Source organism: Novosphingobium olei, assembly GCF_037076535.1.
Lineage (GTDB): Bacteria > Pseudomonadota > Alphaproteobacteria > Sphingomonadales > Sphingomonadaceae > Novosphingobium > Novosphingobium olei.
Genome location: NZ_AP029021.1, coordinates 3,866,685 through 3,882,980, shown reverse-complemented (window position 1 = coordinate 3,882,980; position 16,296 = coordinate 3,866,685). Strand labels below are relative to the sequence as shown.

Sequence of the window (16,296 nt, the reverse complement as noted above, 5' to 3'; positions counted from 1 at the left end):
GACAACCAGCCGCCGCCCGCCTTCATGTCAGAACTTCGTTTCGAGGCTGACGCCGAAGGTGCGTTCGGCTTCGCGCGTGCGCCAGTTGACGTAGCCGCCACTGGTGAACGGGAGGCTGATGACCGCCGCGTTGAAGTCCTGCTTGAACAGGTTGCGCACGAAGGCGCCGACCCGCCAGCGATCGTTGATCGAACCAAGACCGATGTTGCCGTTGACGATGACGTATCCGTCCTGGTGCTGGTAGGGATCGCCCACGGCGTAGGACACGTCGCTGCGCAGCGAGGAATTCATCGCGAAGTCGAACTTCAGCGCATCGCCGATCGGCTGCTCGTACGACACGCCTGCCGTGACGGCATGCTTGGGCGCACCCGGAAGCGCTTCGCCAGCGGCCTGGTACAGCGACGTGCCGCTCGAGCTGTCGCACACCGTGGCGGCCAGACCCGTGCGGTTCTGGTAATCGGTGCAAGCGGTCAGGTAGTCCGTGAACTTGGCGTCCGAGTACGTGTACGAGACGTTGAACGAAAGCGACCGGGTCGGACGCATGACGAGTTCGACCTCGAAGCCCTTCGCTTCGGCGGCGCCGGCATTTTCGGTCAGGAACTCCTGGCCGTTGAACACCGATGTCTGCAGCTGCTTGTACTTGTCCCAGAAGGCGTTGACGTTGACCGTCAGCGCCCGGTCGAGGAACTGCATCTTGGCGCCGACCGTCACGTCGTCGACCTGCTGCGGCTTCACGTTGCTGCGCGTGCCGGTGAGACCCGAGAAGGTCACCGTCGGCCCGAGGTAGCCGCGCGCATAGGTTGCATAGAACAGCAGATCGCGGCTCGGCTTGAATTCCGCGCCGGCGCGGCCCGACAGCTTCGTCGCCTTGGTCTTGCCGGTGGTGAAATCGCGGGTTGCGTAAGGCACGGTTCCCGACGGCGTGAAGCCGTTCGACGGCATCGGCGGCACGAAGGGCGCAAGATCAGGGTCCACCGTGCTGTAGTTGTGCGACGTGACGCTGTCGTGCGTCAGACGCAGGCCACCGAGCAGCGCGAAGGTGTCCGACACGTGGAACTTGCCATCGAGATACCCGGCAATGCTGTTGGTCGTGGTGTCGGTATGGTTGTACCCGGCGGTGATCGACACGGTCGGGAACGTCGAATACGGCATCGCCGGACGCAGGATCGCGCTCTGGCCAAGGCCGATGCCGGTTTCCTGGCGCGAGGCAAAGGCACCGGCAATGAATTCGAGCGCCTGGCCCGAAGGCGAGGTCACGCGCAGTTCCTGCGAATAGGATCGGCGGGTCTGGCCGGGATCACGGGCATAGAACTTTTCATACGGCAGGCCGTCGATCGAGAAGGCGAAGGCGCCTTCCTTCTGTTCGCGGAACGCGGTGATCGAGGTCAGCGTGTAGTCGCCCAGCTTCAGGTCCGCCTGGAGCGAGGCGCCGTAATATTCGACCGAGCTGTAGCCGGCGCCATCGTCGATCGACTTGTCGTTATGCTCGTTGATCGTCACGCCGAGCGCGGCGAGGTTGACGAAGGGCAGGCCGACAAGGCCGCCCGGTGCCGTCAGGTTGGCATCGAGATGGTTCAGCGTCCAGAGCTGGCCGGGGCCCTTGGTCTTGGTCTTCGAATAGTCGCCGATCACGTAGATCGACAGCGCATCGCTCGGCTCCCACAGCAGCTTGGCACGCCCGCCATAGTTGTGCTGGCCGCCCCACTTTTCGTTGCGAACGACGTTATCGACATAGCCGTCGAATTCGCGGTCGAAGGCATAGATGGCCAGCGCGGCGGTCTTGCCGAGCGGCAGGTTGACCGAGCCATGGATGTCGCGTTCGTTGAGCGACCCGTAAGACCCGAACAGCGAGCCCGAGACCTTGTCCATGTCGGGACGCTTGGTGGTGATGTTGATCACGCCCGACGACGCGTTCTTGCCGAACTGCGTACCCTGCGGGCCCTTCAGCACTTCGATGCGTTCCAGATCGCCCAGCGACTGCACCGGGTTGCCGAAGCCGATCACCACGTTGTCGACAACGAGGCCGACCGGCAGTTCCGACGAGCTGGTGAAGCCGCCCAGCGTGCCCACGCCGCGGATGCGGAAGCCGGCGTCGTTCGGCGTCTGGCCGAACTGGACCGAGGGGAACGAATACTGGATATTGGTGAGGTCCTTGAACCCGGTGGCCGCCAGCTGTTGGCTGGTCACGGCCGAAACCGCGATCGGCACGTCCTGCAGACGTTCGGCGCGGCGGGTGGCGGTGACGATGATCTCGCCCACGTCGGTCGGCGCGGCAACCGCGGCGTCCTGCGGCGGCGCCGCGTCCTGTGCAAAGGCCGGGGTGGAAAACGCAGCAAGGCAGAGACCGCCCAGCAGGGCGGAACGGTTGAAACGGTTCATGATCTACTCCCCAAACTTCCAGTGATTGGCCGCGCGACTTGAGACCCCCTCGCCTCGCGCGGCAGGTTGGTCAGATTTCGTCGTTGACGGGGTTGCTCAGCGTGCCGATCGAACCGATCGAGACTTCGACGCGGTCGCCCGCCTTCATGTAGAGCGGCGGATTGCGCTTGTCGCCGACACCGCCCGGCGTGCCCGTGGCGATGACATCGCCCGGGTGGAGCTCGGTAAAGGTCGAACAGTATTCGATCAGGAACGGGATATCCCAGATCAGGTCGCTGATCGGTTGATCCTGCACCACCTGCCCGTTGAGCGTGGTCGTGACACGCTGGCTGGACAGGTCGGCGACCGCGTCCGGCGTCACGAGAGCGGGACCGAAGGCCCCCGTGGCTGGAAAGTTCTTGCCCGGCGTGAACTGGATGTTGTGGCGCTGCCAATCGCGCACCGATGCATCGTTGAACACCGAATAGCCGGCGACATGCGCCATCGCATTGGCACGCGCAATGCGCCGGCCGCCCTTGCCGATGACCACGGCCAGTTCGCCTTCGTAGTCGAACCGCGTGCTTTCGACCGGACGCAGCAGCGGCTCTCCATCGGCCACCAGCGTGTCGGCCCAGCGCGTGAAGACCGCAGGGTATTCCTTCTGATCGCGTCCCGTCTCGGCCACATGGGTCGCGTAGTTCAGCCCGATGCACAGGATCTTGCCGGGGTTGGGCACCACCGGGAGAAGACGCACGGCGCTGCGGGCGAAACGACCGGTCGGAACCAGCGCGGCCAGATCGCCACCAAGCGCGTCCTTGAGAAACGATGCGACGCCGGGGGTGCCCAGATCGTCGATGCTGTCGCCGTCGATCCTGCCGAAGCTCTTGGTCCCGTCCGGGCGGCGAAAACTGATGTACTGCGTCATTGTCTTTTCTCCCCGTCGCCCGGTCCTCGCGCCGGCATGGCGTCCTGCCAGCAGGACCACCGCCGTCGCGCCGACAAAGGCGCGTCGATCAATTCTCAATCGTTTCGTCCGCGTCCCAGTCGCGGTGGCATCGGAACCGCTCTTCAGCCGTACGAAGGCCCGCGAAATCCTTGTCCGAGATGCCCCACTGGTCGATCCGCTGTTCGGGCCAGGTCCAGTCATCGGGCGCGCCAGCCTGATAATCGGCAGGCACCTTTTCGACCGCCGTCGAATATTCGATCACCGGACCGAACGGCGCGATGTAGTAGGCATAGACGTTGTCGCCCGGCCCGTGGCGGCCCGGGCCCCATGCAGGCGCGAAGCCATTGTCGCGCATCCAGCCGATGCCGCGCATGACAGCGTCGAGATCGTCCATTTCGAAGGCGATGTGGTTGAGGCTGGCAAAGCCGGCGCGGGCAAACGCGGTCGAATGGTGGCTATCGTTGCAGCGGACGAAGACCATGCCCTTGGTGCGGTCCGAAACGCGGAAATCGAGCACGTCTTCGACCGCGTGTCCCATCGCCTCGGCGTCGGCGGCGTTGAACACCACGTGCGTCAGCTTGACCGGGGAAACGCGCTTGGAAGATTTCGAAAAACCTTCGATCGGCGCGACTTCGCTCGTTCCGGCGAGGAAGCGCAGAATGGTGCCTTCGGGCAGCTCTACCAGCAGTCCGTGGCCCTCGCCCGGATCGGTCGAGACGACCGATCTGGCGGGCCAGCCCTTGGCTGCAATCCGCGCCTTGAGGCCTGCCAGTTCATCCTGGCTGCACACGAACGTGGTCGAGCGGACGAATTCGCCATCAGCCTTCTCGAACGCGACGAGGTAGGGGAACGTGCCCGTGCCGCGCAGGTAGTGGGTATCGCCGCGCTGATCGGCAGCAGTCAGGCCCCATACGTCGACCATGAAGGCCGCCGCGCCTGCCGGATCGGGCAGCGCGAGTTCGATGCTGCGCAACTTCACTTTTCGGACTCCGTGCTGAAACCGGCTGCGGCGAGCCCAGCCAGTGCGCATTCCTCATCGCAATCGCCGGTATCGCCGCTGATGCCGACTGCGCCCACGATCGAACCCGCATGGCGGACCAGCACGCCTCCCGGTGAAAAGGCGACATCGCCGCCGACAACGGCGGTGACGCTCTGGAAGAAGATGGGGTTGCCCTTGGCCCGTTCGGCCAGAATGCGCGTGCTGTCGCCCATGCCGATCGCGCCCATCGCCTTGGCGCGGGCGATGTCGAAGCGGAACAGGCTGGCCCCGTCCTGGCGAGCGAAGGCTACAGGGTGCCCCCCGGCATCGAGCACCACCACCGCCAGCGGCTTGGCCGCGCGTTGCCGAGCAGCATCAAGCGCGCCGGCGATGATGGACTGGGCGGCATGGAGGGAGAGAGTCATGCCGCCACCGTCAGGCTGGTTCCAAGCATCGCTGCCCGGGCTTGGAGAAGAGACTGTGCGTCACCGGTCCCGAAAACGTAGTGGTCGGGACGCACGAGCACCGCGGACACACCGCGCGCATCGAGCCACGCTGCCACCGCGCCATTGTCGGGAAGATGTGCATCGCGCGTGAACAGGCGCCAGCCCTGCCCGGCCAGATCGTCGAGCTTGCGACCATCGGTCAGCAGCGGCTGGATGAAGCGTTCGCCCGCCGATGGCGTGCCGGCGAGCACGATACCGTCGGCAATGGCCGGAATGAGGTCAGCAGCGGTTTCGCCCTGCTTTTGCGCAGACGCAGCGCGGATCTCCGCGTCGCGGGCCGCGGCCTTGGCAGGGTCCAGCTCGCAGATGTAGCGCCCGGCGGCAACCGCCGCGCCGATCACCGCGCGCACGTGGGGATCGCGTTCCGGCTGGTACGTTTCGAGCAGCGCCTCGCTGGCGCCGTCCCGCGCAATCGCCGCCATCTTCCACGCAAGGTTGGCGACATCGCGCAGGCCGTGGCACATGCCCTGCCCGAAGAACGGGGGCGTCTGGTGCGCGGCGTCGCCGGCCAGGAACACGTTGCCGACCTGCCAGTGTTCGGCGACGAGGCCATGGAAGCGATAGGTCGCAGCGCGCACGATGCGGTGCGGCACATCCTTCATCCACGCGCCGACAAGCGCGGCCACGGCTTCTGGCTGCATCATCGCCGCATCGTCCTCGTGCGGCAAAAGCATGAATTCCCAGCGACGATGGTTGCGACGCCCCGGCACCACCGTGGCCGGGCGCGCCGGATCGCACATCATCACAGAGAGGCGTTGCAGATCCGCGCCATCGGGCACGCCGGTGATCCGGGGAAAGCTGACCGGACCATCGACTTCGGCGTCGACGACGAGCCAGGGCTCTTCGAACTTCAGGTCGTCGAGCACAACGCCGAGCGCCTTGCGCACCGGGCTGCGCGAGCCATCGGCGGCGATCAGCCAGCGGGCGGTTGCTTCCTTGTCCTGCCCGTCCTGCGCATAGGCCACCGTTACCTGGCCACCGCCCTGGCGGAGGCTGACGAATTCGGCGCCCAGCTCCAGTGAGATCGCACCGCTGTCGGCAAACGCCGCGCGAAGATGCGCTTCCAGCTCGGGCTGGTAGAAGAAGTAGTCGTTGGCCCAGCCGAACGGGCGCGGCTTTCCGACCGTACCCATGTAGCGGATCGTGCCGTGATCCGCGCCGACATGCAGGTGACCGTCGGTGGCGACCATGTCAGGTTCGACGCGCTCGATCACACCAGCCGATTGGAACAGCCGCATCATCTCGTGATCGAGATGAACGGCGCGCGGCAGGGGATAGTGGGTCCGCTCCTTTTCGAGCACGACCACGTTGAGGCCGGCGCGCCCCAGCAGGTTTGCCGCCATCGCGCCCACGGGCCCGCAGCCGATGATGGCAACGTCGTACATCGGCTGGTCCATCAGGCGGCCGGCGCCTTGTGAAGCGCGCCACCCTTCATGATCATCGCAAGACGCGCCTTGTCCTGCAGGATGGCGACATCCTCGGTCGGGTCGCCGTCGACCAGCAGCAGATCGGCGAGATAGCCTTCCTTCACCTCGCCCACCGGCAGGCCCATCAATTCGCCGCCCAGCCGGGTTCCCGCCACGAGCGCCTCGGCGGGCGTGTAGCCGAAGTGATCGACGAAGATCTGCAGATCGCGGGCGTTGCGACCGTTGGGGTTGAAGGGAAAACCGTAATCTCCGCCGATCAGGATCTTCACCCCGCGCGCCTTGAGCGCGGGGACGAGCTTGCGCTCCAGTTCCATGCGCTCGGCAGCGCTGGCCTTGGCCGCGCTCATGTCGATGTGCGGCGGCGGATTGGCCTCGATCGCCGCGATCGAGACACCCGGCGACGGCGCGTAGAACGTGGAGTCCCGAGCCGCGACCATTGCGTCAGCAGCCGCTTCGTCGGCGTAGGACGCATGGTAGATGATCCGGGCGCCGGCCTTCAGCGCCAGATCGATGGCTTCAGGGTAATAGGCATGGGTGGCGATCCACAGCCCGGCTTCCCGCGCTGCGGCACCGGCCGCTTCCATTTCTTCCTTGGTGTACAGCACATGCCGGGCCGTACTGGGCTTGAGCGCATCCTCGCCCGAGACGACGAGCTTGATCGAGCGGATGCCGCCCTCCTTGCAGTAGGAGACGAACTGGCGGATTGCATCGGGGCCACGGCCGTTGAACACATCGCCGGTCTCGACGCCCTCTGCACCTTCCGGGCTCCGCTCGAGCGTGGAAGGCACCAGACGCGGGCCTGGCGTTTCGCCGGCGTCGATGGCGCGAGCGAGCTCCACCTCGATGCCATCGGCCAGCGCGCCGGCAGAATAGGCGCTGGTGAATCCGTGATCGAGCAGCACGCGGGCATTGCGCCATGCGGCAACCTTCAGCTCTTCGGGTGGCAGGACGAACTGGTGGTAGATCTTTTCGACCGACGAGCCCCAGGTAAGGTGGGCGTGGGCTTCGACCAGGCCCGGCATGAGCGTGCGGCCCGCGGCATCGATCACGCTGTCTGCGCCACCATCGGCAATCGCGGACGGTCCGAGCGCCACTTTCGCGATCCGGTCGCCGTCGATCAGGACCGAGCCCTGCACCAGAGCGCTTCCGGTGCCATCGAAAATACGCGCATCACGGATCAGCGTCCGCATAGATCTTCTCCCAGCACTCCCGGACTTCGGCCGGAGCGTCGATGCAATTGCTATTGATCGTTTTTGAATGGAGGAAAAATACTGATTCACTATGCAAGCATAGGACCAGATTATACGTCCGAGGCTACATACTGCAGCAATTGGCGCGCCGCTTCGGAGAGCAGGTGATCGCGATGCCGCCGGATGCCGACGCTTCGCGTAAAGTTCGCGTCTTCGAGCACGATGGCCCGCAACACGCCGATCGACAGCTCGGCAGATGCGACTGCGCGGGGCAGGATGGTCACGCGGTTGCTCGACCGGACGATCGCCTTCGTCGTCAGCAGCGAATCGCACCGGACCACTTCGCGGGGCATCGGCAGGCCATTGGCGATGAACAGGGCGTCAACCTGACGACGAAAGGCGCCGTGCGCTTCCGGCAGGACCCAGCGCAAGTCACGCGTTGCCGCCAGCGACATCTGGTCGGGCAAGTCGTCATGGCTGCGCCCGACGATCAGCGTGAACGGATCGCGCGAGATCGTCGTTTCCACGAGATCATCGGGCATCTCCCCGATTTCGGTCGTCACGAAGGCCAGTTCGATGTCGCCGCTGCGCAGCATCTCGTTGAGCACGCTGTCTGGCCGTTCGACCACGTTGAGGCTGACCTTGACCCCGAGATCGTCGAACGCCCCGATGGCGCGCGGCAGCAGGCTGACAAGCGCACCGGGCGTGCCACCGATCTGCAAGGGGCCCCAGACCCCGGCACGGACCCCGGCAACCTCGCTCTCCGCGTCGCGAAGCAGGTTGTTCAACATGCGCGCCCGAAGCGAAAGCGCCTGCCCTTCAGCCGTCAGGACGATGCCGCTTCGCGATCGATCGAACAGGCGCGCGCCGATCCGCGCCTCCAGTGCGGCGATGGCATTCGAAACCGACGGCTGGGAAAGATTGAGCATCCGCGCCGCCCCGCTGATCGTTCCTGCCTCACACACGGCATGGAACGTCAACAGGGCGCGGGGATCGATCATTTTTCCGATATCGCGCGGTTTTCATCCTGCAGCAACCGCACCGGACCGATCAACCCTGCCGGTCGCAGCGGCGCATCGGCGCGATAGGTGGGGATCGCCGTCCAGGTGATCCGCTTGGCACCCGGTTGTGCGTCACCGATCAGCCGGTTGACCCAGGTGTTGGCGACGCGGATCTGGAGCAGGTTGCGCCCACGCCGAACGGCCTTGCCGATATCCAGGCGATAAGGTTCGTGCCAGACGGTGCCCACATCGATGCCGTTGACGGAAACTTGCGCGATATCGCTTACGGCACCCAGATCGAGCCATACGGGCCGCCCCGGCGCTGCCGACCGCGGCAGATCGAAGGTACGGCTGTAGCTGGCAATGCCGGAGAAATACCGCACGCCCGGATCGCTCGCGGTCTGCAGCGGGATCAACCTGGGCAGGGCAAGTGTCGCGGGTGCACCCCGGCCTTCCTGGAAAGCGACGTTCCACGCCGCGTCGAGCGAGGCTATCGCCACCTGCGATGGCTTTTCGACCACAAGAGCGTCGGTCCTGGCGGGCTTGCGAAACACCACGAAGACCGAATCTTCCTTGGCCAGTGTCATCGGCACGATCGTCTCGCCGTTGGCGATCCGATAGGACACCGGCTCGACCCGCCCGGTATCGGCATGCCACAGTTCGGGCTGTTTGCCGGTAACACGAAAGTGCGCGTCGAACGTTTCGTCCGCCCGCTTGCGGTTGTTGACGAACCAAGCATCGCCATCGGCCAGTTGGCGATGGACGAAGAGCACTTCGGCATCCTTGTTCGCACCATCCATGCGGAAATCGGGAGCGACACCCACGCCGGCCAGTGCGGCGTCGATATCGCTGCTGGCGATCACCCGTCCCGATCCGATCTGAGTGACCGGGCCGCCAGCCCACAGCCTTGCAGTCAGCGCCTTGAACGCCGCAGGATCGTCGTTGAGGCTGGGCGAACCTTCGGGAGCCATGCCCACCACGGTCGCGCCCGCTTCGATCAGCGTGGCGAGGCGCTGGAGCGTCGGCAAGGTCATCTTGCGTGAGGACCCGCCAAGGTACAGCGCCTTGTACCGCGCCCCGCCCTTGCTGACGACCTCGCCGTCCTTCACATCGAGCGCATCGAACAGCGCATCGCGGTTGACGTAGTCATAGGCATGGACCTTCGGCGCGTCCGCCACGCGCATCTGGCCATAGAGCCCGGTAATCGGCGCTTCCTCGCCATAGAAATAGCCGACATCGGCCACGTTGCGGCCCGCCTGCAGCAGCAGCGAGGAACGCGCCATGTAGTCGACCCACGGCTTCGCCATTTCGGCCCAGGCTTCATGCCGGTTGAAGAACTGCCCGAAGATCAGCAGCGACAAGCCGGGTTTCTTGTCATCGACAGGCTGGTGGACCGAGGTGTGGACCACCGGGCGGTTCACGCCGCTGGCGAACTCCAGGTCGATGATGCGGCGCAGTTCGTTCGGCGCATAGGCCCAGGGCGCGAGCGCCGAAGTCATCGACTCTGCCGCGACGAGGTTCTGCCCATAGATGTGCGCCGTGGACGCCGCACCCTTCATGTCGGCAATATAGCTGGGGTTGGGTCCTGCCTTGCGCGAGTAGGTCCACAACGCCGCCATCGGCACGTCGGCGTGGCTGCGCATGGCGATGTCGTCGCCCAGCGACGGGCGGTTATCCTCCAGCGCCTCACCATAGACCTTGAGGCCGTTCTCGTGCGCGACCCTGGCGACGGTGCCGTAATGTTCGGAGGCCATCAGGTCGGCCAGCGTCTGGCGATAATCGCGCAGGAAGGCGTCGGACTGCGTCCGGCTGCCAACCAGCGTACCGGTAAGCGCAGGGAACCAGGGCGTCGGGTCATAGCCGCGCAGGCGCTTGAACTGGGCAACCATCTTCGGTGTCCAGTTGGCCGCGCCGACCTCGATGGAATCGGTCAGCAGCGCGCGCACGCCGCGCTGGCCCACCAGCTCCGGACCGGCCGCATCCTTGTACATGCCGAGGTAGTGTTCGAGATACCCGCGCACAGCCGCCCCGTCGAACTTGTCGACCTCCAGCCCCGTGGCCTCGGGCGGGGCGGGGTGATTGGTGGTGCCAAGCAAGCTGGCGCCGAGCCGGATGACCCGCCACGAGCCCTTGGGCGGCGTCCAGTCGAGCGAGCCGTCGGGCTTCATCCTGGCGGTAAGGTCGATGACCTTTGCGGGATCGATGCCCGCGGCAGCGGAATCGGGCGTGCCCAGTGCGTAGTAGTCGCGCTCGATGGCAAAGCCCGCCTTGGCTTCGAACTTGTCGACGCGCTCCGAAGACGACAGGCGGAACTGCTTGATGTCGAACGGTGCCTTCGCGGCAGCGGCCATCATCGCAATGAAGCCGCTGTCTGCTTCGACACCGGGCATCGGATCGCCAAGGTTCGATCCACGGAATGGCGCGGGCTTGAGCACAAGGCGGAACTGGCGCGCCGTGACGGCGGGGAAGCTGATCGTCGTCGGGGCGGCAGTCACGGGGATGTCGGCGACCTTGCGCCAGAGCTTGCCATCATCGCTCGATTCCAGGACGGGATCGACGGTGGCACCGGCAAACAGCGCCTTGGCGCCCGGAATATACAGCGTCGCAGAGCGGATCGACTGCGGCCTGGCATACGTCGCGACCAGTGTCGTCGGCGCTTCGGCAGACCCGCGTGGCAGGACAATGCCGGTCGACAGGCTGGCGTCGTTCAACGCGGAGGCATCCAGTGTCTTTCCATCACGATCGGCCATTTGCGGCAATGGATCGACGACTGCGGCATGCGGCACGGCCAAGACTGCGATGTCGGTGTAGAACCGCGGCGGGACGAAGGCGTGACCGCCTTCCAGCGAAGCCATGGGATCGGACGCTTCGAGATCCTGGAACGGGCCGGTAACCTGCGGTGGGGAGGCCAGCTTGCCGGTAAAACGCTTGCCCCCGGTGATGACCGTCTCGCTCCAGACGACCTTCTTGAGGCCGTCCTGCGCCTTCACCCAGGGTCCGCCGGTTTCCGACCAGCCAGGTGACGCCGCGATGGCAAGTTCGAGACCCAGCCTGTCGGCTTCCGACGCAGCGAAGCGGAAGGCGTCCTTCCATTCGGGTGTCATGTAGACCAGCCGGTGATCGACGATCTGCGGCGTGGCGAGGCCGGCATCGAAGTTCTGCAGGCCGCCGATGCCCACCCGCTTCATCCAGGCCAGATCCTTGGCTATGCCATCCTTGGTGACGTTGCCGTTCATCCAGTGCCACCAGACGCGCGGCCGCGCCTCCATCGGAGGGTCTTGGAACTCCTGCTCAAGGCTGGGCGCAGAGGCCGGCGCCGCGGGTGCCGCTGGCGCGTCTGCCAAGGCGGCCGGCGTGAGCAGCGTGGTGGTTGCCAGGATGCTGGCGAGCGAAACGCCACGGCGAAGGTTCATGCTGCTCACTCCCGATTTGTCTTTGTTATTGGCTGGTTTTCAGACGATGCCCGCGCCAAGGCCCACGGCCTTGCGCTCCTGCGCCTTGCGCCCGCGATACTGGCTGAGGCGATAGGCTTCGAGCACATCGATCGCGCCTCCGGCCTCCATCCGCGCCTTGGCGAGAATCGGTGCGACGTCGAGGTTGTAGGCCCGGCGCAGCGCCTGGAAGGCCATCATCGTGTCGTTCGATTCCTGTGCGGCGTGCAGCGCGGCGCGGTCGACCAGCTGCGCCTTGGCGAAGCACTGGGCGATCGTTTCGGCGGACGACAACATGGATTCGATCGGGTCGGTCACGTTGTGCGACTGGTCGATCATGTAGCTGGGGTTGAAGCCCCCCTCACGTTCATTGGCGCGCGGATTCAACTCGGCCTCGATCAGTTCGTTGAACACGAGGAACAGCTGGTGGGGGTTGATCGAGCCGGAATCGAGATCGTCATCGCCGTACTTGCTGTCGTTGAAGTGGAAGCCGCCGAGCTTGCCGAAGCGGTGGAGGCGCGCCACGATCTGCTCGATGTTGACGTTGGGCGCATGGTGGCCAAGGTCGACGAGGCACTTGGCCTTGGGGCCCAGTTCCTGCGCGGCGAGGATCGACGAGCCCCAGTCGCTGATCACGGTCGAGTAGAACGCCGGTTCGAACATCTTGTGTTCAAGCAGCATGCGCCAGTCATCGGGCAGCGCGGCGTAGATCTGCGCGGCGCCTTCGAGATAGCGGTCGAGGCTGCGCGCGAAATCCTGCTGGCCGGGGAAGTTGGTGCCATCGCCCACCCACACCGTCAGGTCGGTCGAGCCCAGCTGCTTGCCGATCTCGATGCATTCGATGTTGTGGTCCACCGCCTGCTGGCGCGTGGCGGCATCCTGTGCCGACAGCGAGCCGTTGGCGTAGGTATGCGCCTGCCCCTGCTGGTCCTGGAAGGTGTTGGAATTGACCGCATCGAAGCCGAGGCCGAGGCTGGCGGCTTCATCGCGCAGGGCCCTGTAGTCGCTCACCTTGTCCCAAGGAAAGTGGGGCGACACGCGCGGGGTGACGCGGCTCAACTGCTGGATGACCGCGCAGTCTTCCAGCTTTTCGTGGATGTTGGTCGGCTCTCCCGGGATCGGGAACTTGGCGAAGCGGGTGCCGCCGCGCCCCGCACCCCATGAAGGAACGGCAACCGAGAATTTGGCAACCCTTGCCTTGATCGCATCGATGTCGATGCCGCTGCGCGCGAGCTTGCGGCCGAGCGCTGCGTAATCGTCTTCCAACGCGTCGAGGTGCGCGGCGTTGCGCTCTGCGATCAGGTCTGCGGAAATGGGAAGGGTCACTTGCTGTCCTTTCGCGTGAGGAAGCCCTGCATCGAGAGCCACGCGGTGAATTGATCGATCAGGAGAGTGGTGGTCGTACCGGGTACGCCGAGACCGAAGCCGTGATCGCCCCGCTGATAGCCGTGGATTTCCACCGGACGCTTCGCAGCGAGATAGGCTTGCGCGATCGGAAAGCCCTTGCTGGGAAACAGGCTGTCGTCGAGCGCAATGGCATCGAACATCGGCGGCGCGTCGGCGGGCACCGGCTCGGCATCCTGCGGACCGTAGATGTAGCCAAGGAAGGCCGGGCGCGAGGGTGTGTCGGCATCGAGACCGACGCGGCGCGTGGTCATTGCGCCTGCAGAAAAACCGATCATGCCGACGCGCGCCGGGTCGATCCCGTATTGGGTGGCATGGGCGCGAACCCACGCCACAGCGGCCTTGCCGTCGGCGGGCGCGGAGGACTTGCCCAGCAGCTCGCCGGTCATCGGATGGCCCAGTTCGCTTTGCAGCGCCGCCCCCATGAACTTGCCCGCTTCGCCATCGTCCTTGGGTGTGGGGTTGAGGCGGTACTTGAGTACGAAGGCAGCAATGCCGCGATCGGCCAGCGCGCGCGCCACGTTCCACCCTTCGTGATCCATCGCCAGCAGCATGAACGCCCCGCCCGGCGCGACGACCACTGCCGCGCCCGTGGCCTTGGCCGGATCAGGCAGGACCGGAGTGATCGTAGGCCGGGTGACATTGCGCACGGCAAGGTCGCGACCCATGAACTTGATCCACTGTTCACTGGCCGCGCTGCCGGGGGTCTTGTCTCCATAGAGCGCAATCGCTCCGGGTTCGGCCGGCGCGGCGGCCGGTTCCGAAGGCGGCGGCCCGCCTTGCGCGAAGGCAGGCGCAGTCCCAGCGACAGTCAGGGCCAGATTCAGGGCAAGCAGAACGGCTTTTCTTGTTTTCATTGCCTTGTCCTCTCCCAAGGGCGTCAGCGCGTGAAGGCCTGCACGTTGCCCGCATCGACATTGATCATGTTGCCCGTGGACTTGGCCGATGCTTCCGAACCCAGCCAGTAGGCAGCTTCGGCAATGTCTTCGGGCAGCACGTCACGCTTGAGCATCGAGCGGTTGCGGTAGTGCGCTTCGAGTTCGTCGCCCGCGTCGATGCCGTTCGAGGCCGCGCGTTCCTTGCGCCAGTCGCCGTCCCAGATCTTGCTGCCGCGGATGACCGCATCGGGGTTCACGACGTTGACGCGGATGCCTTCAGGCGCGCCCTCCAGCGCGAGGCAGCGTGCAAGGTGGTTGGCGGCTGCCTTGGCCGAGGCATAGGCCGATGCGCCAGCCGCAGCGGCGACAGCGTTCTTCGAACCGATGAACACGACCGACGAACCGCCCTGCTCCTTCATCCGCTTGAGCAGCGGCCAGGCGGCGCGGGCGGTCAGGAAATACCCCTGCGCCAGAACGTCGTAATTGCGGTTCCACAGGTCGAGCGTGGTCTGCTCGATGGGTGCCGACGAAGCGATGCCAGCATTGGCGACCAGCACATCCAGCCCGCCGAACTCGCGCGCGGTGTATTCGAACGCGGCGGCGACCTGCGCTTCGTCGGTCACGTCGCAGGCGACGGCGCGGACCACGTCCTTGCCGAACTGCTTCGCAAACCCCGCACGCACTTCTTCGGCGGCGGTGGCGTCGCGGTCGGCCAGCACCACGCAGGCGCCTTCACGCAGGAAGCGGGCGGCCGTCGCCGCACCGATGCCGCCCGCGCCTCCGGTGACGAGCGCGATCTTGCCGACCATCGGCTTGGCCGCGGGCATCCGCTGCAGCTTGGCCTCCTCGAGAAGCCAGTATTCGATGTCGAATGCTTCCTGTTCATCGAGCGCGATATAGTCGCCGATCGCTTCGGCCCCGCGCATGACGTTGATGGCATTGCCATAGAACTCGCCCGCCAGCCGCGCGGTCGTCTTGTCGGTGGCGAAGGTGATGCGACCGACGCCCGGGACAAGCACGACCACCGGGTTGGAATCGCGCATCGCCGGGCTGTTGCCGCGCTTGCAGCGCTCGTAATAGGCCGCATAGAGATCGCGATAGGCGGCGATCTGCTCGGCGAGATAGGCATCGTCGGCAAGGCGCGCCGGATCGAGCGTCAGCGGCGCGATCTTGGTGCGCAGGAAGTGGTCCGGGCACGAGGTGCCGAGCGCGGCGAGGCGCTCGAACTCGACCGAGCCAACGAACTCCAGCGCCTCGGCATCGTCCGAGTAGTGGCCGAGCTTGCGACGTGCGCCGGTCATGAAGCCGCGCAGGCGAGGCATCAGATCGGCGGCGATGGCAGCGCGATCGGGGTTTGGCGCGACCTTCTGGCCACCGAACGCGGGCTTGTCGCCCAGCTTGGCGTTGAGGTAGGTGGCCGCATCCGCGATCAGCGAAACGGTGTGTTCGTAGCAGGCCTTGGCACTGTCGGCCCAGCAGATGATGCCGTGGCCAGAGAGCATGACGCCTTCGACACCGGGATTCGCCTCGACGAAATCGCGCAGCATCACGCCCAGCGTGTAGCCCGGGCGCTTCCACGGCAGCCAGCCGATCTTGCCGCCCCAGATGTCCTTGGTGGCCGCTTCCCCGCCGGACGAGGCCGCGAGCGCAATGATCGCATCGGGGTGGACGTGATCGACATGCGCGAACGGCAGCAGCGAGTGCAGCGGCGTGTCGATGCTGGCCGCGCGGGCATTCAGGTTGAAGGTGCAGTGCGGCAGGTAGCCGAACATCTTGTCGTCATCGTCGGGCCCACCATAGTGCGCCTCGAGCCCCAGCAGCTTCGACTGGTAGAGCGTGGCGAAGCCATCGAGCTTCATCGAGCCGATGTCGCCGCCCGATCCCTTGACCCACAGCACTTCGACCTTCTCGCCGGTCAGTGGATCGACCTCCTCCAGCTTGGCCGACGTGTTGCCGCCGCCGAAGTTCGTGACCGTAAGATCGCTTCCGAGCAGGTTCGAACGATAAAGCAGCAGTTCCGCGGGACTGAGCGTCGCGGCGACCGAGTCGTCCCAGCGGCTGGTTGGCACCGCGAAAGGGATCGCGGCTGCGGAAATCGAGGTCTGGGCGTTCATGGCATCCCTTTGAAGCATCAGGTCGGCGTTGCGCCGTACGAAGGTGCTGCTAACATTTCTAC

The 16,296-nt window shown here is 65.5% G+C and carries 11 protein-coding genes; all 11 read right to left on the bottom strand.

Translation table 11 applies throughout. The features are described 5' to 3' along the window. Positions 1 to 27 precede the first annotated feature (27 nt). On the bottom strand, positions 28 to 2,379 hold the full coding sequence (locus AACH40_RS18385) for a TonB-dependent receptor (RefSeq protein ID WP_338643612.1): 2,352 nt from the start codon (positions 2,377 to 2,379) through the stop codon (positions 28 to 30). Positions 2,380 to 2,449: 70 nt separating this feature from the next. Then, positions 2,450 to 3,283 (bottom strand): fumarylacetoacetate hydrolase family protein, encoded by an 834-nt coding sequence (locus AACH40_RS18380; protein ID WP_338643611.1) that lies wholly within the window; start codon positions 3,281 to 3,283, stop codon positions 2,450 to 2,452. 88 nt (positions 3,284 to 3,371) lie between these two features. Next, positions 3,372 to 4,283, bottom strand: coding sequence for a VOC family protein (locus tag AACH40_RS18375; protein ID WP_338643610.1), 912 nt, complete (start codon positions 4,281 to 4,283; stop codon positions 3,372 to 3,374). After that, complete coding sequence (locus AACH40_RS18370; protein ID WP_338643609.1) at positions 4,280 to 4,708, bottom strand: heme-binding protein; 429 nt, start codon at positions 4,706 to 4,708, stop codon at positions 4,280 to 4,282. The genes AACH40_RS18375 and AACH40_RS18370 overlap by 4 nt, the downstream gene beginning before the upstream one ends. Then, positions 4,705 to 6,174, bottom strand: a complete 1,470-nt coding sequence (locus AACH40_RS18365) for a bifunctional 3-(3-hydroxy-phenyl)propionate/3-hydroxycinnamic acid hydroxylase (protein ID WP_338646189.1) — start codon at positions 6,172 to 6,174, stop codon at positions 4,705 to 4,707. The genes AACH40_RS18370 and AACH40_RS18365 overlap by 4 nt, the downstream gene beginning before the upstream one ends. An 11-nt stretch (positions 6,175 to 6,185) precedes the next feature. Beyond that, positions 6,186 to 7,406: an amidohydrolase family protein gene (locus AACH40_RS18360; RefSeq protein ID WP_338643608.1), complete on the bottom strand. Its 1,221-nt coding sequence runs from the start codon at positions 7,404 to 7,406 to the stop codon at positions 6,186 to 6,188. A gap of 110 nt (positions 7,407 to 7,516) precedes the next feature. Continuing rightward, positions 7,517 to 8,407, bottom strand: coding sequence for a LysR family transcriptional regulator (locus AACH40_RS18355; protein WP_169493769.1), 891 nt, complete (start codon positions 8,405 to 8,407; stop codon positions 7,517 to 7,519). Continuing rightward, positions 8,404 to 11,820: a glycosyl hydrolase gene (locus tag AACH40_RS18350; protein ID WP_338643607.1), complete on the bottom strand. Its 3,417-nt coding sequence runs from the start codon at positions 11,818 to 11,820 to the stop codon at positions 8,404 to 8,406. The genes AACH40_RS18355 and AACH40_RS18350 overlap by 4 nt, the downstream gene beginning before the upstream one ends. Before the next feature lie 39 nt (positions 11,821 to 11,859). Beyond that, the gene (gene rhaI, locus AACH40_RS18345; RefSeq protein ID WP_338643606.1) at positions 11,860 to 13,164 is read right to left on the bottom strand and encodes an L-rhamnose catabolism isomerase; all 1,305 of its coding nucleotides are present in this window, start codon (positions 13,162 to 13,164) and stop codon (positions 11,860 to 11,862) included. Continuing rightward, entirely contained in the window at positions 13,161 to 14,099 is a 939-nt protein-coding gene (locus AACH40_RS18340) for an alpha/beta hydrolase (protein WP_338643605.1), read from the bottom strand. Before AACH40_RS18340 ends, rhaI begins: the two co-directional genes overlap by 4 nt. 23 nt (positions 14,100 to 14,122) lie before the next feature. Further along, positions 14,123 to 16,234 (bottom strand): bifunctional rhamnulose-1-phosphate aldolase/short-chain dehydrogenase, encoded by a 2,112-nt coding sequence (locus AACH40_RS18335; RefSeq protein WP_338643604.1) that lies wholly within the window; start codon positions 16,232 to 16,234, stop codon positions 14,123 to 14,125. Positions 16,235 to 16,296 lie beyond the last annotated feature (62 nt).